We start from the raw sequence: 22,566 nt of genomic DNA, 5'->3' as shown, positions 1-22,566 counted from the left end.
TTTCCGCTTTATTTCCCATAAGCTATGACGGTGATCACACAACCTGAACACTACAAGATTATTATCTACTTTCATTGTTATACCAAACTTTACCTCTTATAAGACTGATTATATGAGGGGCGAAATAAATAGGAAACTCAAATGTTTGGCTACGCCAAACCAACATTCATCCCCCACCTACCGCTAGACTATCGTCTTTCACACGCCTCTGGGAGGATACTTCTTTCGGATAATACGTTAAAAGGGGCCCTACTACATACCTAAAGTATCCCACCCATAATCGTTATGAAAATATATCAAAATAAAACTAGTTGCTGCGTAAAATGTAGCCCACTTCATCATCTTTCCCTTTGTTTTATTAAAGAAAGAAGCATACCTTTCATCCATACTAAACGCACCTTCACTCGCTTGTTTAAACGTATCAAGCGTTGTCACAATATGAACAATAATTCCACCTAATACTAATAGCCCTACATAAACACGTGTATTGAGATCAATTGAATGCTCTATCATCCCAGAAAGTACAAATAACGTGCTTTAGGGAATAAATATAGAATTAAAAACATTACTTGCAAACCATATAACACTAATTCAATCCTAACAATTACCTTATCAAACAAGGTAGTATAATAATCCATTCCTCCCACAAAAATAATAACCATAAATAATGAAGTATAAAATATCGTTCCGAGCATAAAACCCGTAGCACCTTCAGGACTTAAACGTCCTTGACATGTCATCCTAAACTTATCTAAATCTTCTTCTTTTATATCCCACACCCTGACTCTTCACCCTCTATACAGTTTAAATAAATTTCATTCACTTCAATTCTATTTCACTCTTATTTACTTTCCGGTTTGGATTTTGTATTTCGCTTTCGAATTCTCCCACGCATTCTCTCATTCTCTTCCCATGACATATTAAATGACTTGAATTTAAATCTACAGTACACCAATAGTTGAAATTCTGCCGCTCCAATGGCTACTGTATACAGTAAAACAATACCTACCGCATAAAGAACTAAAACATCAATTCCATAACCATTATGAAAATATATCAAAATAAATAGGATTAGCACATATATTGTAGCCCACTTCATCACATCTCCTTTTCTTTTACTAAAAAATGAGATGGATCTTTCATCCTTACTAAACGCACCTTCACTCGCTTGTTTAAATGTATCAATTGTTGTCACAATATGAACGATAACTGCTCCTACAAATAATAACCCTACACAAATTAAAGTCATTCGATCGATTGAATAATCAGATATCCCAGGAAGAACTAACGCTGTAAATGTTATTGTACCTAATTGAAATGCATATAATAATACAACGAGCGTTTGTAACTTTTGAAATTTATAACGTGCTTTTGGAAATGAATATAGAATTAAAAAGATGAATTGTAAGCTATATAAAACAATTTCAATTTTAACAATTGTTTTGTCAAAGAAAGTATTATAATACTCCAAGCCCCCCATAAAAATAAAAAACATAAATACTGAAGTATAAACTATCCCTCCAATAAAGAAAACCATAGCCCCCTCAGGACTTAAACGATTATTACATGTCATTCGAAATTCATCTAAATCTTCTTCTTTTATATTCCACATCCTGGCTCTTCACCTTCTATACGTTTCAATTATTTTTCGAACACTAAAATTCTATTAATATATTATTTATTTTTCGTTTTGAATTTCTTATTTTGTTTTCGAATTCTCCCACCCATTCTCTCATTCTCTTCCCATGACATATTAAATGACTTGAATTTAAATCTACAGTACGCTAATAGTTGGAATTCTGCCGCTCCAATTGCAACCGCATACATTAATACAGTTCCCACTCCATACATAACAAAAAAATCAATTGAATAATCATTTTGAAAATACATCAATATAAGAGTTATTAGTGTATATATTGTAGCCCCCTTTATCATAGTTCTTTTTGTTTTACTAAAAAACGATGTGGATCTTTCATCACTACTAAACGCACCTTCACTTGCTTGTTTAAATGTATCTAGCGTTGCTACAATATGGATAATAACTGCTCCTACAAATAATAGCCCGGTATACATCCTACCAGTTGAATTGTCAGCCATTTCAGAAACAATCGAAACTACAAATAATATCGTTCCAAATTGAAACGCATATAGTAATACGATTAGCGTTTGTAACTTTTGAAATTTAAAACATGCTTTCGGAAATAGATATATAATTAAAAATATAATTTGAATACTAAATAACACAATTTCAGTTTTAACAATTGTTCTATCAAAGAAATTGCTGTAGTAATTCAAATCACCTACAAAAATAATAAACATAAATATCGAAATATAAAATATTGTTCCAAGCATAAATCCCGTCGCACCTTCAGGACTTAAACGGCTTCTGCATGTCATCCGAAATGCTTCTAAATCTTCCTCTTTTATATTCCACATCCTGACTTTTCACCTTCTATACAGTTTAAATAATTTTCAGGCACTAAAATTCCATTACATTCTTAACATTTTTAAGTACATAAATCTTTTTTGTACAATGAAATTTAGATAATCTTTTAGGTATATCATTACCACATCCTAATAAACTTGCTAATACTGACAGAACTATCATCATCTTAGCTTTCTTCTTTAACTTCATACTGACACCCCGTTAGTTACTCTAGGGATTTTTAGGTTCATTATGTTCCCTTTTGGAAAGTAATACACTTCACCTTTACTTACTGGTATTTATTTACTCATACAGATTATATTGAAGATACTTTAATTTTTAATAGCATCGATTTATATACAATCCTTAATTGCTTATATATTCTATTTGAATTTTCAGAAACCAAAACTTATTTTATTTCTTTTGCTTTCTTTTCCTCTCTCTCTTTATAACGCTTTAAGAATTCCTGGCGTTCTCTTTCATGTTCTTCCCACGAAATATAAAATGATGGAAATTTGAATCTGCAATAGGCTAATAATTGGAACTCTGCTGCACCTATGGCTACTGCGTACATTACAAGGGTTCCTGCCATATACCCCACTAAAACCCCTGTTTCATAATTATTATGAAAATAAATTAAAATAAGAAGGGTTAGTACATATATCGTAACACCAATCATTGCATTGGCTTTTGTTTTACTAAAAAATGAAGTTGCTCTTTCATCCATACTAAATACCCCACTCTCTGCTTGTTTAAAGGTATCAATCGTTGTCACCAGATGAACAAAAACTGCTCCTAGAAACAATAAACCCACATACAATAATGTAATTTGATCAATTGAATAATTCGAAATTGCTGGAAGTATAAACAATGTGAATCCTATAGTTCCTAGCTGAAATGCAAATAATAATATCACAAGTGCTTGCAACTTTTGATATTTGAAACGAGCTTTTGGAATTAGATATAGAATGAAAAAGATTACTTGCAAGGTATATAAAACTAATTCAATACTAACAATTATTTTGTCAAAGAGATTTGGATAATAACCCCAGCCAAATTTAATTAATGCTACCAAAATAAAAAGCATGAATAATGAACTATAAACTATTCCTCCAAACATAAACACCATAGAATCTTCTGGGCTTAAGCGATTTCTACATGTTATTTTAAATTCATCTAAATCTTTTTCTTTTATATTCCACATATAATTACACCACCTTTTCTAAAATCATGTAATAACTCTATTTTTGTAGACAAACTGAGCGTAAATAAATGTTTTTAGTATTTCATATTAAACTAGCCTTTTTTACTTTTTTTAACAAACACAAAATACAGCGATAGCATTAGTATTAAGCCTATTCCACAAACCAATACACCTCCATATTCTTTCTGGTATAAAAAAATAAACATGGTAACAATATAGCTCGGTATTGACAAAATAATGAGCCACTTCCCCAGAAACTCTGCTATTTTATATAGAATTAAAAAAATAAACATAATCCCGACAATAATAGGTGCTATTGTACTTTCAAATAAACCCTTTTCTGTTTTTGCAGTTTTGGAATCTTTATTCAAGATATTACATTCCTCTCTTTACTAGTTAATTTATGATAATGTATTCATTCTATCTTCAATATAAGTTTACGAGTATCATTTACAACTTTCATTTCAGTTTTTGTTTCGCTTTTGTTCTTTCTCTCTTATTCTTTTTCTATTTGCTATAAATTCTTGGCGTTCCTTTTCATGTTGTTCCCACGTAATATTAAATGATGGGAATTTGAAGCGACAATACACTAATAGGACGAATTCTGCTGATGCAACGGCAAATACATATAATATAATTGTTTGTAAAAAATAAAACACCATCGGCTTTAGCGTAAAACGAATACTTGCAAAGATTAATATCAATAGGACAACTATATAAATTACCATTCCAATTAACATCCAGAGTTTTGTATTAGTAAAAAATGAGACTGATTCCCCTTCCAACTTATAACCTCCATATTTTGCTTTTTTAAAAGTATGGATTGTAATTACAATATGAGTAGTAATCGCTCCTAATAATAATAGACCTATATAACATACGGTTAGATTTTCACAAGTATATCCAAATATCGCTTCAATTAATACATAAGCATACCCTACCGTTGCAACCTGAAACGAGTTAAACACAATTACAATGGCTTGTAACTTTTGTAATTTAAATCTTAATTTCGGAAATGAATAGATAATCAAAAAAAGGATTTGCAGAATATATAATACTGACTCTACAGAAACAAATATTCGTTCAAAAGATTTTGGATAAGCCTCCCAACCAAGTTGTAAAAAACCCAAAACAATAAAAAACATCGGTAATGAAGCGTATACAAAAACTCCAACTAAAAAGGCCATTACACCACCAGGACTTAATCGGTTTTTATTTGTAATTTTGAAAAAGTCTAAATCTTCTTCCTTTATTTTAAGCATTCATCTTTCCTCATTTCGACACAAAACTTATTTTATTTCTTTAGTTTTCTTTTTTCCCTCTCTTCATAAAGCTTTAGTCTTTTCTGACGTTCTCTTTCATGTTCCTCCCACGAAATATAAAATGACGGAAACTTAAATCTACAATAGGCTAATAATTGGAATTCAGTTGCACCTATGGCTACCGCATACATTACAAGAGTTCCTGCTATATACCCTACTAATATCTCTGTTTCATAATCATTATGAAAATAAATTAAAATAAGTAGGGTTAGTACATATACCGTAACACCAATCATTACGTTGTTTTTTGTTTTACTAAAAAATGAAGCTGCCCTTTCATCCATACTAAATGCTCCACTCTCTGCTTGTTTAAAGGTATCAATCGTTGTCACTAGATGAACAAAAACTGCTCCTAGAAACAATAAACCTAGATACAATAATGTAATTTGATCAATCGAATAATTTGAAATTGCTGGAAGTATAAATAATGTGAATCCTATAGTTCCTAGCTGAAATGTACATAATAATATCACAAGCGCTTGCAACTTTTGACATTTAAAACGAACTTTTGGAAATAGATATAGAATGAAAAAAATTACTTGCAAACCATATAACACTAATTCAATACTAACAATTATTTTGTCAAAGAGATTTGGATAATAACCCCAGCCAAATTTAACTAATGCTCCCAAAATAAAAAGCATGAATAATGAACTATAAACAGTTGCGCCAAGTATAAACACCATGGAGCGTTCTGGGCTTAAGCGATTTTTACATGTTATTTTAAATTCATCTAAATCTTCTTCTTTTATATTCCACATATAATTACACCATCTTTTCTAAAATCATGTAATAACTCTATTTTTGTAGACAAACTGAAAGTAAATAAATGTTTTTAGTATTTCATATTAAACTAGCCTTTTTTACTTTTTCTAATAAACATAAAATATAACAATAACATCGATATTAACCCTATCCCACCGCCCAACACTCCTCCATATTCTTCTAGATATATGCAAGAAATATACTACCAATAAAAAATATTATTCAGAAGATAACAATCCACTTCCCCAGAAACTCTACTACTTTATATAGAATTAAAAAGATAAATATAATCCCAACAATAATAGGTGCTATTACACTTTCAAATAAACCTTTTTCTTTTTTTACAGCTTTAGAATCTTTATTCAAGATATTACATTCCTCCCTTTACTAGTTAATTTATGAATAATGTATTCATTCTATCTTCAATATAAGTTTACGAGTATCATTTATAACTTTCTTTTCAGTTTTTGTTTCGCTTTTGTTCTTTCTCTCTTATTCTTTTTCTATTTGCTATAAATTCTTGGCGTTCCTTTTCATGTTGTTCCCACGTAATATTAAATGATGGAAATTTAAAGCGACAATACACCAATAGGACGAATTCTGCTGATACTACAGCGAATATATATAATATTATTGTTTGTGTCACATAAATTGCCATTTCATCAAATGTATAATTAAGGTTTAAAAAAATTAATACAAGTAGAACTATTACACCGATCGTTATTCCGATCAATAAATATAATTTCGTGTTAGTAAAAAATGAGACAGCCGGTCCTTCTAATTTATATCCTCCATGCTTTGCTTTTCTAAAAACATCGATCGTTGCTACAATGTGGGTACAGATTGCTCCTAATAGTATTAAACCGATATAAACCAATGTTTTATTGTCACATGGAAAATCATATATTCCTTCAACAACCATAACTATGAAAGGTAATGTCGCTAACTGAAAAGCATAAAATACAGTTACGATTGTTTGTAGTTTCTGTAATTTAAAAGCAATCTTTTTAGACATGAATAATATTAAAAAAACGAACTCCAAAACATACAACTTAACCTCAGTTTGTACAACTATCTTTTCAAAAGGAGTTAGAGAAATCTTATCACCGTTCAGCAAAACACCTAAAAACATGATGAGCATTGGTATAGAAGTATATGCAAAAACTCCCCCATAAAAGATTCTTATATAATCCGGACTTAATTGGTTTTTATTTGTAATTTGAAAAAAACCTAAATCTTCTTCCTTTATTTTAAGCATTCATCTTTCCCCATTTCGACGCAAAACTTATTTTATTTCTTTAGTTTTCTTTTTTTCCTTCTCTTCATAAAGCTTTAGTCTTTTCTGACGCTCTCTTTCATGTTCCTCCCACGAAATATAAAATGATGGAAATTTAAATCTACAATAGGCTAATAATTGGAACTCTGCTGCACCTATGGCTACCGAATATAGTATAAGGGTCAATACGGCATACCAACCTATTTGCTCCATCGTATAATCATTATTAATATAAATTAAGATTAGGAGAGTTAATACATATAATATAGAAGCAATCATAAAAAAATCTTTTGTCTTACTAAAAAATGAAACTGAATTTTTCCACTTACTAAATGCGCCTTCGCTAGCTTGCTTAAAGGTATTAATTGTTGTAAAAATATGAATAATAAAGGCTCCTAACAATAATAAGACTACATAAGTCAATGTAACACGATCATTGGAATAACTGAAAATACTCGAAACAACTACTGTTACAAATCCTATAGTCGCAAGTTGAAGTGCATATAGCAATATAACTATAGCTTGTAACTTTTGAAATTTAAAACGGGCTTTGGGAAATAAATATACAATAAGAAAAATGATTTGTAAGCTATACAAAAATAACTCTATTTTAATAATTGTTTCCTCTAGTAAACTAGGATATACGGACCAACCAAATTTCACCAAACCATAAATTACACCTAACATTATTAATGAGGTGTATATGATTGAACCTAACATAAAACCTACAGCAGCCTCAGGACTTAAACGATTTCTACATGTTATTTTAAATTCATCTAAATCTTTTTCTTTTATATCCCACATCCAAGTTTCCCACCTTTAACTACCTTTACTTAAATCATGTAGATTAAATATAAAAACCTTCTCATTTTAACGAAAAGAGAAGGTTTTCTTGCTGTTATACATTCATGCCATATTTAAAGCTTTCCCTCTTCAAATAACGTATTATAGTTAATCTTTGAAATTTTATTTCCGCTATTAATTTAGACATTTTTATTTTTCTTAAAAAACACCAAATATGCAAATAATGACGAGATTAAGAGGAATACACCTGCCCCTATACCCTCATATATTTTAAAATAAACAGCAGCAATTATCACAAATATTGACATTATTATTATTAGAATCATTGTATATTTCATTATAAATTCTAACGCTTTATATATAGATACTATTGTCCTCTCAAAACAACTTTTCTCTGTTTTCAAAACATTCTGCTCCTTATTCAAAGTAACACCTTCCTCTCCTTACAAATTGACTTTTGAATAAACTTTCTCCTTCAAAATAGCAACAAAGTAAACTATAGAACGTAACTACTACCAATTCAGAATAATCTAACTGAAAATCACATGTCGAAATATTAAGTTAATTATATATAGATTTGAGAACGAAAAACCTCCTCATTCTAACGAGAAGAGAAGGTTTTATTTATGTCACATCCCCATATACTATTCAAAACTATCTCTTTTAAGATATTTCATGATGCTTCCATATTTTAAAAATCTCAAGCTTCAAATATTATACTTCACTATATACCGCGATTTTCACTTCAACATACTGTAAAGACTCATCACCGCTAAACACATGATAAATTGGCGAAGCTAAATTCAGATTATTATCCTCCATATATTGGAGCATTTCACCATATACCTGCTCTGTTAATTTTTCATAATCTCCCGTATATCGTTTCATGAGCATCTCATCAACATAATAATAGCTCCTAAATTGAAGTGTTTCTGACGTTGGAATTTTATCTTCATTTACCGGCATAAATAATTCAATATACATATTTCCATCAGACGGTATATTTTTCAAAGCGTAAAACATAGGACCTTTTATCGTTAAATTCGCTTTTGAAATTTCTGACATAAAATCTTCAATTGCTTCTTTCATATCTGGGTAATGAAAAATGTATTCTCTTGAAACAACATTTGTATATGCAATACTTTGTTTTTCAATTAGCATTTCACTGTTTCACCTACTTCTATAATAGGAGCATAAATATCTAACCATGTATCACCATATACATCTAAACATACGTGATAAAAACTACTATCTAATTTCATATGATGCTGCTCTGCAACCTCACGTATTAGGTTATAAGCCTCCTCAATATCACCATCTTCATCTGTAAATCGCACACATAGAGCACTCTTAATAATTAAAGCATCATAATACTCATATGCAGAGCTCTCACCTAAATCAACTCTTCCGTTGACAGGAATACAATACGTATATTCCCCATATTCTGGTTCATTTTCTAACTGTGAATATTTATATAGAACAGGTCCTACTGCATATATCCCATTACGAACTACTTGATTTCTAAGTGCTCTTGCGGGTAACAACCAATCTTCTTTTTTTACAATTTGAGTAATGCTAATTAAATTTAAAAGTGATAATGCTTTATGCTGAACTTTCACAAAATCTACTCCTTTTTGATAGTATTGATTTATAAACATTCATTACTACATATGTAGTAATGAATGTTTAAGATGCAAAACTTATTTTATTTCTTTAGCTTGCTTTTTTTCCTTTTCTTCATAAAGCTTTAGTCTTTTCTGACGTTCCCTTTCGTGTTCCTCCCATGAAATATAAAATGATGGAAATTTAAATCTACAATAGGCTAATAATTGGAACTCTGCTGCACCTACGGCTACCGCGTACATTATTAAAGTTCCTCCCGCATACAATCCAAAAATCTTCAGTGTATAATCATTATGCACATAAATTAAAATGAGAAGAGTTAACACATAAATTAGAGCACACTTAATTGCAGTCCTCTTTGTTTTACTAAAAAATGAAGAGGATTCTTCTCCCGTATTAAATGCCCCTTTACTTGCCTGTCTAAAAGTATCAATAGTCGCTAAAATATGCAAAATGACTGCTCCTAAAAATAATAACCCAACATACATTAATGTAATTTGATCAATCGAATAATTTGACATCCCTGGGATTATCAGTATTGTAAATGTTATAGTACCTAGCTGAAACGCATATAACAGTACCACAAGTGTTTGTAGTTTCTGAAATTTAAATGACATCTTAGGAAACAGATAAATAATTAAAAAAATTACTTGAAGACTATAAAACACTAACTCAAAGCTAACAATTATTTTATCAAAGAGAGTCGGGTAATAACTCCAACCAAACCTTATTAACCCTACAATAAGAAAAAACATTATTAATGAAATAAAAAACATCGTTCCAAACATAAACCCTGTAGCCCAGTCGGGACTTAAGCGGTTCTTACAAGTACTTTTAAATTCATTTAAATCCTCTTCTTTTATATTCCACATTTGACTTCTCCACCTTCACTCTGGACTATATTGTATCACCAAAATAAATCTGCAAGTTTCTTAGTCACCGATTTTATACCTTTTTTTGTTCCGCTAACCACACTTTCTCCGCCTAACCCACCAAATTCAGCATTTACGGCCAACGAAGCAACTATTCCAACACCTGCTCCAACTGCAGTTCCAATAGGCGGAAGGAAAAACGAGCCTGCTACGGCACCAGCCGCTGCCGCTCCAGCAGTTGCTCCAACATCTACCGCTGAATCCGTTGCTATATCCACAACGTCATGTAATTGCCAACCACCATTCTTTTTAGCATTATCGCTAGCCTCTACAACATTATTTGCAACGGAAAGAACAGATCCAGCTATCCCAAAACTTTTCATTGTTTTCCCTACTCCACCTAATTCTTTGAGTGTATCCTTCCATTTCCAAGGCTTCAGATCAGTAATACCTTTTCCAAGTTCTTTTTTAAGTGAACTCCAAGAATTATTTCCCACAGCCTTCACAAGCCCATTCTTATCCCAATCTACATGGAAATCTTTATACGCTTTGAATTCCGGTAATTCCACAATCTCTCTTTTCGCTATTCTTACTTCTTTATCGGTTACTTTGGGATCAGTTGGCCTCATCCAACCAGTTAAATACTCTTCTACTCTACCTTTAAGAAATTTAAAAATATGATCCTCGTTCTTATCAGCCTTTAAAAATTCAAGAGCTTCTACCATTTGTTTCGGTTTGGTTGTTTTTAATAAAAATTGTCCCTCACCATCTATAATGTCAAACTGCGTACCAAACCCTAAAACTTTTTTCATATAATGGTAGCGCAAAAATGAAGATACCACTCCTTTTCCCCATTTATTTCCTTTATTAAAACCGCCTATCCAAGCTTTCGAATTCACAACTGTTGCTGCTACCCATTCTTCGGGCATTATTTTTTCTATTGAATCACTAGAAAAATCCCCACCATAAGCTTGTACTCGATTCATTCCATCATCTAACTCACGCATCATTTCTTGAAACGTCTGTAGGTCACTTTGGTTACTATTATAAGCTTCTAATTTTTCTAAAGTGTCACTAATTTCCTTTTGGCTTTTTATAGACCCTTCCATGATCCCTGCTGATGATGGATATTGAATTGCGATGATGTCGCTAACAGACCCCACTGTTTGTTTTGCTTGGTCATTAGATAGATTAAATCCTTCACTATACCCATTAATTTTTTTCTTTACATCATCCAAGTAAATCCCATAAATCTTCGTATCAGCATCACTGTCAACAGTACTATTGAAATCATTAATACTTTTTTGAAATTGTTCTTTTAATAATTCCACTGCTTCCATATACTTAAAAATAATACTTCCATGAACTGTAGATAAATAATTTTTAATATCAGAAGCAGCTTTCCCTTGAAAAGAGTTAATCTCTGTAAAATCAAGTATTTTTTGCATCAAACATTCAAACTGTTGATTCAACTCAGTGGCACTTGCTTGAAATCTATTTTGAAGTTCTTTTACTTCTTGTAACTCTATATTTTTATCCACTCTTCTCCCACCCTATTTTAATTTTTCATAGCATGATGAATTGAACCGATCCTTAATTGCTTCTCAAGTTGTTCGTCTTTTTCGACTATTTTCTCCCCAGTTTGTTGTATTTTATTTAAGTCATTTTCTAATATCTGTTCGTATCGCTGCACCTTTTGAGATAACTGTTCAATTGCTTCACAATATTGAATCAGCCTAGTCAAATTCGTACGATGTAACTGCATACCATTAAATTTAGTCTTACCTAAATCACTAGCACCACTTTTCAAATCACTTACTTTCGCATCAAATACCCCTTTATTTAATTTAATTTCCCCCATTTATCATTTCCCCGCCTTCTGTACTTCTACTTGAATACTAGCGTCAACCATTGAAACACTTCTACTTAGAGAAAGAATACTAGACTCACATGTAGCGATTTCTCTTTCAAGCCGCCGTATAGCTTGATCGATGTCTTCTTGCACTCTTCCTAGTTCTCCGATAAACTTCCCTAAATTCGAAATGACTTGTTGTTCATACGTTTCTTTAAAAGCAGTTGCTCTTTGCCCTTTCCAACTACTCTCGTTTATTTCTAAAGACTTAAACTGCTCTTGATTTTGTTTAATTGCTTCAAGATTATTTACAAATTGCCCTTTAGCAGTTATTAGCCTTCGTAGTTTCATTTGTAATTCAGCCAATTGCCCTTGTTGATAACTTATACTACTTAATAAACCAGATTTTTGACTATTTAATTCCTCTATCCCCATGTAAATCCCCCCTTAAATAGTTGGCACTTTAATTCTAGTAGCAAAACGATTTTCAACAAAATACCCTTCAAATGGGTTTAATTTTGTACTACTTAAATCTTTATTAGATACATCGAAGACCATTTGGCCTGATGATTTTCTAAGTAAAATAACATGAGATTGCGTTTTTATTGTTTTTGAAACTAAGTCGTATCGACTGTCAATTGAATCAACATCACAGCCAATTACGAAGTGGATGCCCATAAATGCACCATTTGTTATTAATTCCGCTAAACTATATATATCGCTATCTTCTAAATTACTTAAAATATCATTTACATCTGCAATTACGATTACAATCGGCTTAAATTTCTTAATAAATTCTGCCGGGTTCACTGTTTCACTTGATACTTCCTGCTCCTCTTTAAACGCCGCTTCTCTCGATTTATAAGCGTTTGTAACTTGTTTAATCGTTTTCTCAATTCCTGTTTTTTCAGCTACATATAAAGCAGCGCTCTCTCTATAGTTTGAGAAATTTCGTGTTCTTGTATCAATTAAACCTAGGTCAAAGTGTCCACTGTCTGCTAACTGTTGAAGGAATTGATGAACTACATTTTCAACTTCATCTTTCTTGATTCCCCCTACAACAATATTAGACGCTTCCGTTAAATCTAATTCGAGAGGCGTAACGTTTTCTGTCTCTACACCAAATGTTAGTTTGCCTGCTTCAATAATTTTTCTTGTTTCTGGCCATGCAATGAATTCCTTGTATTCCAGAACTTCAGGTACCATAGGAATTGCTTTCGGTCTTTCTCCATCCCAGAAGGAATCCATCTCTTTTCCTTCAGCTTGTATATTTTCAATTCGAGTAAGGACATCTTCTCCATTTGTCGGTAAAGCTGTTTGGAAGATTGTTGGTTCGTCAATTTTAACTAAACCACGGCCTGCTAATTCTTCAATTTTTAACTCTGTTCTTCCTACAATAGCTCTAGATTCTGCCTCATCTATCATATATAGCGCAATTTGTAGTTTAATATTTGTATTTACTTGTACTCTCAATGCATTTTGACGTGTAGCCGTAAGCATTAAATGAATTCCTACCGCTGCCCCTTCACGTACAATTTGTGCAACAATGCGTTCAAAGTCTTCGACAAATCCAGCTTCTCTAACAGCATCATAGTTATCTAACGTAATTAATATTGTTGGTAATACTTCTTTACTAGCTCTCTCATACATTTCAAGACTCGCAACACCGTATTTACTTAGCAATTGCTTTCTATCTTTTAATAGGTCTTCTATGCGACGAAGAAATTTCTCACATTTTTCAACTTGATCTAATGTAATGATGTCTGCCACATGCGGTAAAGATTTTAATGGCATTAAACCGTTCGTTCCGAAGTCTAATAAATACACATGCAAATGCTCCGGACTATGCTGACGAGCTACATCCATAATGACTGATTGTAAGAATGTTGATTTTCCATAGCCTGGACTTGAGAAGACCGCTACGTGCCCGTCTTTACTAATATCTAGTGTTAATGGTGTTTGTGATTGTAATTCAGGCTGATCTAGTAGACCAACTGTTGCTTTTAATGGTTTCTTTTCTTTCGTCCATGCTTCTTTGAACTGAATAGCGTGTAAGTCTTGTAAATATACGCTTTCTGGAAGTGGTGGTAACCACGGTCTAGCTAACGCTTCAATTTCATTTACTTCTGCGTAATCGTGAATGTAGTCAATAACAGCATCCAGTTCAGATGGTACGCTTATTACTTCTTTACTACTACCAAGTCCACTTAAGTCTTCGCTTAATATTTCATATTGTCCTAGATCATTTATTGCATATATTGTTGCGTCTAAATGTTCTTTATCTTCTTTGTTTTCTACATAGTCTGCTCCACTCCAAGCTGATTGGAATAGTTCATATATTTCATTATTCCCAACTTGTAAGTAAGCACGTCCTGGTAATGTAATTTCAGCAGCATCTGGTGTTTTTAAAATTTCATTACTATCTGACGTATTTTGAACTTTTAATGCTAGTTTAAATTTCGAGTTACTCCAAATTTGATCATCTACAACACCACTCGGTTTTTGCGTAGCTAATATTAAATGGATTCCAAGTGAACGACCGATACGCGCTGTTGAAACTAACTCTTTCATAAATTCTGGTTGTTCTGACTTCAGTTCCGCGAATTCATCACTAATTAAAAATAGATGTGGCATCGGTTCACTTACTAAGCCTTCTTTATACAGTTTTTGATACTGATTAATATGGTTTACATCATTTTCGCCAAATAATCGTTGTCTTTTTTGTAATTCAGCTTTAATTGATGCGAGCGCTCTCATACTTTGTGCTCCATCTAAGTTCGTAATTGTTCCTAATAAATGCGGTAAGTTTTTGAATAAATTCGCCATACCGCCACCTTTATAGTCAATTAATAAAAAGGCTACTTCGTACGGATGGAAATTAACTGCTAGAGATAAAATGTACGATTGTATAATTTCCGATTTACCTGAACCTGTTGTACCTGCTATTAATCCGTGTGGTCCATGTGCTTTTTCGTGTAAGTTTAAGTTTACGATATCTTCTTTACCACGTAATCCAAGTGGTACAGCTAAAGATTTATGCGCTGCATTTTTCTCCCAGCGACTTGTGATATTTAGTTCTTTTACTTTCTCAACACCGTACATCTCTAAAAATGTTACACTTTCTGGAATACTATTTTTTAAGTTTTGCAAATGATTTAACGGTGCTAGTGCTCGTGAAATGTCTTCTAAATTGAATCCTTTCGGTACGTGATTTAGTTTAAATTGACGGTTAACAAGCTCTCCTTGTTCTAAGATGATGTTCCCTTGTTTTGCATCTCTTATATCTATTACCGTTTTCACGTGCTCTGGTAAACTTTGCATAACATCTTGTACAAATACAAGTGATACACCTAATTGACTTGGATCATCATTAAAGAATTCCATAACAACATGGTCTAGTATTAGTTTTTCATCTGTAACGAGAACAACATAGTGCGGTGCAAAGTACATTTTTTCATTCGTTGAACTTTTTTCATCTAGTTTTAATTTTCGTTCTTTCAATATTTGATACAAACTATTTAACACTTGATCACGGCTACGGTCATGGTATACAAATCCACGTACATTTATATCGCGAACACTTCCATGTGGTAACCAGCGCATCCAATCCCATTTTTCTTTTTCTTCTTCCGGAAAAATAGTAATAAACTGCAAGTCATAATAACTATGGAATAAAGCTGTTTGTGCAACTAATAATTGTAATTGCTCTAACACTAAAGAACGTTGGCCAATATAACCGACTGGTCCATTCATTAAATCTGTTACAACTGGTACATCTTCCAATGATAGATAACGCTGTCTTAGTTCACGTGCTATATCAATTAATTCATCTTTCGTTTGACTAAATTCTTCTTCATTAAATTGAATTTCAAAACTCGTATTAGCTTGTCCTGTTCCAACGCTAAATGTTAAGAAATCATGATGTAACATTGTTTTTTCATAGATTCTAGGATTTACTTGAACTGCCATATTACGTATTACTTCTACATTTGGATAATGATAATGTAATGCATGACGCTGTTTTTCACTTTCTGCATGTAAATCTTTCGTTTTTTGTTTTATATACGCTCTATAACTTTTATCACGTTCAACAATGTCAATTTTATATTGCTTTAAATTTTTTATATATGATGTGACAGAAACAATAATTGTTACTAATGTCATCGCAATCGATGCAATAATAAACATCCCATATTTCATAAAGATAGCAAGTAATACTGTTACGACAATCATGACAAGAGAAGGTGCAATAATTCTCGCCAAATGCTCAGTCGGTTTTGATGGCATACTTGAAGGTTTTGCAATTGTCATTTTCTCTTCTGGTTCACGGTAAATAATACGCGGTGAACGATGATAATCTGGATAACCACTTTGATAATTTGTTTCTGATTCTACTAAAATAGGTAACGTAGATTTCACGTTCTCTTCTGAAGAAAGTACTTGAATGTCTTCATTGCCTATTTCTACTAAAACACCATCAAAATATAATACGTCTCCCGCTTCTAACATAACGCTATCTTTTAGCTTCGTATAATTATGAAATACATCCCCGTCATATACATTCACTTTAAAAGAATCGTACAACGTTTCACGAGATAGCATTAAATCTACATTTGTCCCAATAATAGAAATATCATCATAACTGTTTTGACTAATTGTAAGAGAATGTTTCGTTCCGATATCAAACACTTTAGTTGTGCCGATAATAGAGATAAAAATTTTCAAGCTCACATCTTTAGATTTTCCAATCTCAAATTCCTTATTGAATTCTATTAATTGATTTTGTACCATCCAAGCATTTACTTCATTATTCCACTTTAACTCTACTTCTTGTTCTAAACTTGGATTTGTAATATCATTTGTCCACTCTTTTCCAATCGACACTATTGATTGCTCATTTGGATGTAATGTGCACTTATATATTTTGTCTCCATAAGTCAATACTAATAGTTGCTCCATCCGTTTTCACTGCTCCTTTTCAACTGTCTCATCAAGTGCTTACTCTTTTTTCTCTGTATCCGACAAATTTTTATCGCTCGATGAATTGCCATATTTCTTTTTATATTCATCTAATTGTTGTTCATATGTTTTTAACTTTTGATCACGTTCTTCTCCTGATAAGTCCGGATTATTTTTCAGTGATTCAATTTGTTTAACAAGGCCGTACATAATAAGCTGCGGATCATCAAGTGTCTTAGCTAAATCTAATGATTTATCAAAATTACCTTTTCCGTTATACATCCAATACAGCAAATACTTTTCATCACTTTTCAAACTAATATTTTTCATAATTGATTTCTTTTGATCTTCACCTAGTTTTTCAACTGTAATGTATGCAAATGCTAACTCATATTTAGATGCAATCGGTAATGATTCAAATTCCTCTTCACTTAACTGCGTAATGACTTTGTCATAATCAGTTGCTATGAAACCCGCATTTGCTTCTAATAATTTATTTTGATAAGGAAGTTTTATAAAAGTGAAATATATTAAAGGAGCAGCTAAAATAACTGTCGCCGCTATGAAGGAAAAAGCTAAGTATTTAAACGATTTATAGCTTTTTTTAGGTACTAGCTGCATATTTTTTTCTGTTTTTGTTTGTTCCTTCTCAAAGCTGTCATCAAGAAACTGCAGTAATGCATCTAAACTTTCCATTTGAGCAACTGTCTGTTCAAATGTTGTTTCTTTTGCATCTTTTAGTAACCCAGCATATAAATCATCAAAATTGTGCTTTTCGGAGAATAAAGCAATGATTAGACACTTATATTGTGTTAAAAATTGCTCTTCTAATAACGGGGTTGGTGGAACAATATCTCGAATTCCTCTATGTATAATACTTGGTATTAAATTAGCATTAAAAACTATATTGGCTGGATGTAAAAAGAACGTGATTCGTTTATTTAAATATTTACGAAACTGCGCAACATTCCGAAGTAGTCTTAATTTCTCATTTCTTCTAAAACGGCTAAGATCGTCCCACTTATATAATTTTTTATCTACTTGATATAGAAACGTAAACATATCATCCGTTTCTTCTATTGTTAATGGTACAAATTCAGATGATACGCCCGTAATTATATCGAATTGACGGAAGTCTTTTATACGTGTTTGAGATTTGGTCATCTCCAACTTCCAATTTTCTTTTTCTATTTGAAATTGATAGTTCATTGCATCAATTTGAATTATTTTTTCCGTCATGTTTATCCTCTTCTCCTTTTCTTTATAACCAGTAATAACTTATTTTCAAAAAACTAAAAGTAAGAAATATTCTTTATAAAATTTGTAAAATATCTCCGTCTGTTATTTGGTGATCAATTAAACGATCATTATCTGTTAAAACAATTGACTTATTTTTCACTTTCATTACAAAATGTGAACCTTCATGATTATCAATCTTTAGCGTATCTAATAAGTTTTTCAATAAATATTTAATAGATTGATGATTCGGAATACGCAAATCATATGTATTTCCATTCCATTTACGAAAATCTACCGTTACATTAATATGCGTTTGTATTGCCATTACTTTACCTCCAATTTTTCCGAAGAACCGTATAAATACCTATACAAATAAGTAAAACACTGCCACCTAACAATATGATTACTGTTGTACCGATTGGCTTTTCATTCATTGTTTGATTACTTGCTACTTCATCAGCGCTTTTTCTTACAATGTATTCACTACTAAACAAACTATTTTTCGTATCTTTAACACGATTATTTTCTTTTTGTTTTATAAAAAGAGAATCTCTTAAGGATTCCATCTCTTTTTGTTCTTTCTTTTTCTTTTTTTGAATTTCTTCTTCTATATCTTTATTAAATAACTCAATTGATGCTTTATCTAATTCTGTTTCCTTATGTTCCTTTTTATTTTTTTCTTGGTCTTTATCTTCAAAGCGGTCTACTTTAAACTGAATCTTTCCATCATCACCAAGATAACTATCCGCCGCGCTCCTAATCGGTAGCGCGACAAACAGTAAAAGGAAACAAATAAATGATAGCTTAACCACTATGCTCCATTGTTTGATCATTTACTTCTTTTTCCTCCCATTTCTTGTGCCATACAAATAGATTACTAACTAATCCTATAATGGCAATTACAAACAATACGATAAAAATAACTTTTCCAGTATCTTTACCGCTAATAAAATCATTTAGAAATCCTTCTATATATTGAAGCGGTGAAAATTGACGCATTTTACCTACAGAAGACATTTGATCTACTTTATTTCCAACTGCTTCAGTTAAAAATAGATACATACTTAAAAATACTAGTAAAATAAACATCCCTACCATTTTTATTTGTCGCAGTAAGTATGTTGAAACCAATACAAACGCCATCATAATGATTGTGATAAACGCAATCCATAGTAAACTTTGATCCTGGCCAAACTTTAAAAGACGGCCCGAAATGATTCCTATACTAATTCCTTCCACAATCGATATTCCAAATGCTACTACTGTAGTTGGTACATTCATATCAATTAAAGAGAATCTCTCTTCAAAATGATCTGATTGCGTTCGTTTCTTTTCTTGATTCGCAATTGCATACGCTGTAAATAACGCAACAATGAAACAAGTTAATACGATTAAGTATGGCGTAAAAGCATTACCTGCTACAATTACCCCATCGTTTTGTTTTTGAACTGGACTAGCTAAAAAATCATATAGCATCTCATTTTGACGATCTCCAATACGACTATTCGCCAAAATCTTCGTAAAGTTTTTCGAGAATGCTTTATCATCTTCCATTTTCTTCGTAAAATCATTTAATAACGAATCTGCTTTCGAAACAATTGTCGTTCCACTTTCCTGAATTTCTTTTGCTTGTCCATTAATTTGATCAAATGTTTTATACACATCATCTGATGTCGCTAAACTATGCTTCGAACTCTCTACTAATGACTGAGTTTGCATCGTTAAAGATTTAATACCAGAGTCTAATGATAGTACAGCTGTTTGTTCACCTGCATTATTAGTCGTTAATACTTGTTGTTCTTCAGCTAGCTTTAAGCTACTCTCACGCCATTTCGCTAAACCTTTTAAATATTCACCTAAGTTTTGATTCATACTAGTTGCTTGCTGCATCGTTTCATTTAACTTCTCTGCTAGTAGTATTGAATTTTGATCTGCACTAGTAATAAGTTGTTGGTAAGAGTCTATTTTTTGTTTTAACCCCATCATATCTTGCTTTACTTCACTCGTAATACTAGCTGAAACAAGATTTGAAATTAAATCAATTACACTTTGTTTATTTAACATATAATACAATGAATGATCCGTCGCAATCGCATCTAAACTTCCCTCTTCAAGCTTAGGACCTACATCATTTGTTCTTAAATCAATCCCATAATACACTTGATAAAGACTCATTAAACCTTGATAACTTTGAACGGTCTCAACTGCTTCTTTAATTAATACATTAGATGTATTATCTGTTAACTTCTCAGTCTTTTGATGTACAACATGATTATTTGTACGTTCAATAACTGTTGAGCCACCACCTTGATTTTGGTTTCCACCATTTCCATTATCTGTTCCCGTTCCGCCTCCTGGGTTTCCACCATTTCCATTATCTGTTCCCGTTCCGCCTCCTGGGTTTCCTTCGGTATTATTACTCTGTTCTGTCTTTTGAATGATAGGCTTGTTAACAGTGTTTACTAGCGGCATTATTCCATACTGCGTTTTATGAAATACATTTTCTACTTTTCTATTTTCTGTTTTTGTTCCTTCATTCTTTTTATTTGGTTCTTCTTTTTTAGGTTCTTCTTTTCCGGTACTAGTTTCTTTCTCGTAATTACCATTCAATTTCCATTCCCACGTTACTGGAGAGAAAACATCTATATTGATACTTGGATCTACTAACTTCACATGAAGGCTAATTTTCAAATCTCCCTCATTACGTGCTGATATTGCAACTGCTCCGTTTTGCAAGAATTCACTTGTACGGTCCACACCATCAATTAATAGTGAATCTGTATTACCATATAACTCAAAGCCACTCGGAATAGTAATATTCATAGTTTGCGAAGAATCCATTCCAATTACTTTCGCTGTATCACTGAATGTAATTCCATCTTTAGCCAAACTTTCTTTTACTTTTTTAATTGAGTTTCCTAAAGATATTTTATTGACTGGATCATAATTAAAATTATTTTCTTTATTATATTTATTCGTAAATTGGATTACGTTTTTCAGTTGTAATTTCGTTACATCCGGCAAATCACTTTGAACGATTTCTTCCATGTTCAAACTAGGCAACTTCGCAATTAAATTTTCAATTTGTTGTTTAATACGAAGATCTGGTTGTTTCATTAACGAATTTATAACTACTTCATGTTGTCCATCATTTGATATAGACTTTTGTAATCGTTTAAGAATTGTCGCTTGTATGTCACTCTCTAATTTCCCTGCAAGTTCTGTATCATATTCTGACACTTGTTTTTTTACATCTGTTAAATATTTTTGTATCGCTGAAGCATCTGCTAAAATATTAGGATCTTTCTCTGAAAGCGTAAATTGATTTGCGATAATTTTATTTGCAGATTCCAATGCGCTTAACTGCTTTAAAGTATCCCCTGAATTCATATCGCTCATATACTGATTAAATTGATTTGTAAAATTATTCGCTAACAGATTATTATCAGTTTGCATTTTTTGAAAGTTATTAAATCCTTCTAAATACGTATTATTAGATTTATTCCCTTCTTCTAATGCTTGACCAAACCCTTTTAAAACATCTTGGAATCCTTTAAAACTATTAACAGAAATACCAGTGTAATCTTGTACCGTTTTAAATTGGTTTGTGTAATTTGCCAGCGGGCTATGTACATCTTTTTTATACATAGTCGTTTGATTGATCCCTTTTTCAATTATTTTACCTATATTATCTTGTGCACCTTGCAACTTACCGATAACACTTGCAAAATAAACATCGATGATTTGCTTATTAAAATCTTCTAAAATAGCAGAGGCTGTATTTTCTGCCTCAGCTTTCAAATCTTTATTTCCAGTTGCATTTACTTTGTAATTTAATGTTAATTTCTCTGGAAGTTCTGAATCAATCGCAACAGCTTTTCTTGAAAAATCGTTAGGTATTACAATCATCATATTGTAATTATTATTTTTCAAACCACTTTCTGCTACACCACGACTCACTACGTACCATTCTTGTTTCGTGTTTTTATTTACATTTTTTACAAATTGATCTCCAAACGCTATTTTATTCCCTTCAAATACAGTACCTTGATCTTCATTTACCAATGCAACTGTCATTTTGGGCGTGGTGTTCTCATTTGCTTTTTTAACATTTTGGTTTAACGCTAAATAGGAGATCCCTGTTGATAACACAAGAGCTAAAATAATAAACAACAAGATGCTCCACTTGAACTTTTTCACTACTTATCACTCCTGCAACTGCGAG

General features: G+C 31.9%; 20 protein-coding genes and 2 pseudogenes. All 22 read right to left on the bottom strand.

Annotation, left to right across the window (positions count from 1 at the left end; genetic code table 11):
* Nucleotides 1-261 precede the first annotated feature (261 nt).
* Nucleotides 262-779: pseudogene (locus PDQ68_RS01000) on the bottom strand (hypothetical protein); the annotation flags it as partial.
* 62 nt (nt 780-841) lie between these two features.
* Nucleotides 842-1,612 carry a hypothetical protein gene (locus tag PDQ68_RS00995; protein WP_073531163.1) on the bottom strand — a complete coding sequence of 257 codons (771 nt, stop codon included), beginning with the start codon at nt 1,610-1,612 and terminating at the stop codon, nt 842-844.
* Nucleotides 1,613-1,674: 62 nt separating this feature from the next.
* Nucleotides 1,675-2,436, bottom strand: coding sequence for a hypothetical protein (locus PDQ68_RS00990; protein ID WP_270786562.1), 762 nt, complete (start codon nt 2,434-2,436; stop codon nt 1,675-1,677).
* A gap of 398 nt (nt 2,437-2,834) precedes the next feature.
* Nucleotides 2,835-3,629, bottom strand: a complete 795-nt coding sequence (locus PDQ68_RS00985; RefSeq protein ID WP_061182312.1) for a hypothetical protein — start codon at nt 3,627-3,629, stop codon at nt 2,835-2,837.
* 92 nt (nt 3,630-3,721) lie between these two features.
* Nucleotides 3,722-4,000 (bottom strand): hypothetical protein, encoded by a 279-nt coding sequence (locus PDQ68_RS00980; RefSeq protein WP_073531165.1) that lies wholly within the window; start codon nt 3,998-4,000, stop codon nt 3,722-3,724.
* 93 nt (nt 4,001-4,093) lie between these two features.
* Nucleotides 4,094-4,891 carry a hypothetical protein gene (locus PDQ68_RS00975; RefSeq protein WP_061183083.1) on the bottom strand — a complete coding sequence of 266 codons (798 nt, stop codon included), beginning with the start codon at nt 4,889-4,891 and terminating at the stop codon, nt 4,094-4,096.
* Nucleotides 4,892-4,923: 32 nt separating this feature from the next.
* A complete protein-coding gene (locus PDQ68_RS00970; RefSeq protein WP_061183082.1) occupies nt 4,924-5,712 on the bottom strand; it encodes a hypothetical protein in 789 nt (262 codons plus the stop codon).
* 92 nt (nt 5,713-5,804) lie between these two features.
* Nucleotides 5,805-6,082 (bottom strand): annotated as a pseudogene (locus PDQ68_RS28835) (hypothetical protein).
* 94 nt (nt 6,083-6,176) lie between these two features.
* Entirely contained in the window at nt 6,177-6,974 is a 798-nt protein-coding gene (locus PDQ68_RS00960; RefSeq protein WP_061183081.1) for a hypothetical protein, read from the bottom strand.
* 27 nt (nt 6,975-7,001) lie between these two features.
* Nucleotides 7,002-7,796: a hypothetical protein gene (locus tag PDQ68_RS00955; RefSeq protein WP_061183080.1), complete on the bottom strand. Its 795-nt coding sequence runs from the start codon at nt 7,794-7,796 to the stop codon at nt 7,002-7,004.
* 179 nt (nt 7,797-7,975) lie between these two features.
* A complete protein-coding gene (locus PDQ68_RS28830) occupies nt 7,976-8,221 on the bottom strand; it encodes a hypothetical protein (RefSeq protein WP_017657489.1) in 246 nt (81 codons plus the stop codon).
* 289 nt (nt 8,222-8,510) lie between these two features.
* Entirely contained in the window at nt 8,511-8,957 is a 447-nt protein-coding gene (locus PDQ68_RS00950) for a DUF5085 family protein (RefSeq protein ID WP_046953662.1), read from the bottom strand.
* A complete protein-coding gene (locus tag PDQ68_RS00945) occupies nt 8,951-9,415 on the bottom strand; it encodes a DUF5085 family protein (RefSeq protein WP_046959244.1) in 465 nt (154 codons plus the stop codon). Before PDQ68_RS00945 ends, PDQ68_RS00950 begins: the two co-directional genes overlap by 7 nt.
* Before the next feature lie 81 nt (nt 9,416-9,496).
* Nucleotides 9,497-10,291 carry a hypothetical protein gene (locus tag PDQ68_RS00940; protein WP_061183079.1) on the bottom strand — a complete coding sequence of 265 codons (795 nt, stop codon included), beginning with the start codon at nt 10,289-10,291 and terminating at the stop codon, nt 9,497-9,499.
* A 35-nt stretch (nt 10,292-10,326) separates the two neighbouring features.
* Nucleotides 10,327-11,832, bottom strand: a complete 1,506-nt coding sequence (locus PDQ68_RS00935) for a T7SS effector LXG polymorphic toxin (RefSeq protein ID WP_061183078.1) — start codon at nt 11,830-11,832, stop codon at nt 10,327-10,329.
* Nucleotides 11,833-11,849: 17 nt separating this feature from the next.
* Nucleotides 11,850-12,152 carry a TIGR04197 family type VII secretion effector gene (locus PDQ68_RS00930; protein ID WP_016117668.1) on the bottom strand — a complete coding sequence of 101 codons (303 nt, stop codon included), beginning with the start codon at nt 12,150-12,152 and terminating at the stop codon, nt 11,850-11,852.
* Nucleotides 12,153-12,155: 3 nt separating this feature from the next.
* A complete protein-coding gene (locus tag PDQ68_RS00925) occupies nt 12,156-12,578 on the bottom strand; it encodes a YwqH-like family protein (RefSeq protein ID WP_061183077.1) in 423 nt (140 codons plus the stop codon).
* A gap of 12 nt (nt 12,579-12,590) precedes the next feature.
* Nucleotides 12,591-17,102 (bottom strand): type VII secretion protein EssC, encoded by a 4,512-nt coding sequence (gene essC, locus PDQ68_RS00920; protein ID WP_061183076.1) that lies wholly within the window; start codon nt 17,100-17,102, stop codon nt 12,591-12,593.
* Between the two features lie 39 nt (nt 17,103-17,141).
* Nucleotides 17,142-18,341, bottom strand: coding sequence for a type VII secretion protein EssB (gene essB / locus PDQ68_RS00915; protein WP_016717310.1), 1,200 nt, complete (start codon nt 18,339-18,341; stop codon nt 17,142-17,144).
* Between the two features lie 73 nt (nt 18,342-18,414).
* Nucleotides 18,415-18,666 (bottom strand): EsaB/YukD family protein, encoded by a 252-nt coding sequence (locus tag PDQ68_RS00910; RefSeq protein WP_016717309.1) that lies wholly within the window; start codon nt 18,664-18,666, stop codon nt 18,415-18,417.
* A gap of 4 nt (nt 18,667-18,670) precedes the next feature.
* Nucleotides 18,671-19,174: a type VII secretion protein EssA gene (gene essA, locus PDQ68_RS00905; protein ID WP_016717308.1), complete on the bottom strand. Its 504-nt coding sequence runs from the start codon at nt 19,172-19,174 to the stop codon at nt 18,671-18,673.
* Complete coding sequence (gene esaA / locus PDQ68_RS00900) at nt 19,146-22,541, bottom strand: type VII secretion protein EsaA (RefSeq protein WP_270786561.1); 3,396 nt, start codon at nt 22,539-22,541, stop codon at nt 19,146-19,148. The genes essA and esaA overlap by 29 nt, the downstream gene beginning before the upstream one ends.
* Between the last annotated feature and the right edge of the window lie 25 nt (nt 22,542-22,566).

The organism is Bacillus cereus group sp. Bc010, from assembly GCF_027716745.1.
Taxonomy (GTDB): domain Bacteria; phylum Bacillota; class Bacilli; order Bacillales; family Bacillaceae_G; genus Bacillus_A; species Bacillus_A pacificus.
Note: the sequence above shows the minus strand (reverse complement) of the source record. Positions and strands in the feature narration are given on the sequence as shown.

Excerpts from the sequence above, each read along its gene's own strand:
- PDQ68_RS00995 (WP_073531163.1), bottom strand. The coding sequence starts at position 1,612 with ATGTGGAATATAAAAGAAGAAGATTTAGATGAATTTCGAATGACATGT.
- PDQ68_RS00990 (WP_270786562.1), bottom strand. The coding sequence starts at position 2,436 with ATGTGGAATATAAAAGAGGAAGATTTAGAAGCATTTCGGATGACATGC.
- PDQ68_RS00985 (WP_061182312.1), bottom strand. The coding sequence starts at position 3,629 with ATGTGGAATATAAAAGAAAAAGATTTAGATGAATTTAAAATAACATGT.
- PDQ68_RS00975 (WP_061183083.1), bottom strand. The coding sequence starts at position 4,891 with ATGCTTAAAATAAAGGAAGAAGATTTAGACTTTTTCAAAATTACAAAT.
- PDQ68_RS00970 (WP_061183082.1), bottom strand. The coding sequence starts at position 5,712 with ATGTGGAATATAAAAGAAGAAGATTTAGATGAATTTAAAATAACATGT.
- PDQ68_RS00960 (WP_061183081.1), bottom strand. The coding sequence starts at position 6,974 with ATGCTTAAAATAAAGGAAGAAGATTTAGGTTTTTTTCAAATTACAAAT.
- PDQ68_RS00955 (WP_061183080.1), bottom strand. The coding sequence starts at position 7,796 with ATGTGGGATATAAAAGAAAAAGATTTAGATGAATTTAAAATAACATGT.
- PDQ68_RS00950 (WP_046953662.1), bottom strand. The coding sequence starts at position 8,957 with ATGCTAATTGAAAAACAAAGTATTGCATATACAAATGTTGTTTCAAGA.
- PDQ68_RS00940 (WP_061183079.1), bottom strand. The coding sequence starts at position 10,291 with ATGTGGAATATAAAAGAAGAGGATTTAAATGAATTTAAAAGTACTTGT.
- PDQ68_RS00930 (WP_016117668.1), bottom strand. The coding sequence starts at position 12,152 with ATGGGGGAAATTAAATTAAATAAAGGGGTATTTGATGCGAAAGTAAGT.
- PDQ68_RS00925 (WP_061183077.1), bottom strand. The coding sequence starts at position 12,578 with ATGGGGATAGAGGAATTAAATAGTCAAAAATCTGGTTTATTAAGTAGT.
- essC (WP_061183076.1), bottom strand. The coding sequence starts at position 17,102 with ATGGAGCAACTATTAGTATTGACTTATGGAGACAAAATATATAAGTGC.
- essB (WP_016717310.1), bottom strand. The coding sequence starts at position 18,341 with ATGACGGAAAAAATAATTCAAATTGATGCAATGAACTATCAATTTCAA.
- PDQ68_RS00910 (WP_016717309.1), bottom strand. The coding sequence starts at position 18,666 with ATGGCAATACAAACGCATATTAATGTAACGGTAGATTTTCGTAAATGG.
- essA (WP_016717308.1), bottom strand. The coding sequence starts at position 19,174 with ATGATCAAACAATGGAGCATAGTGGTTAAGCTATCATTTATTTGTTTC.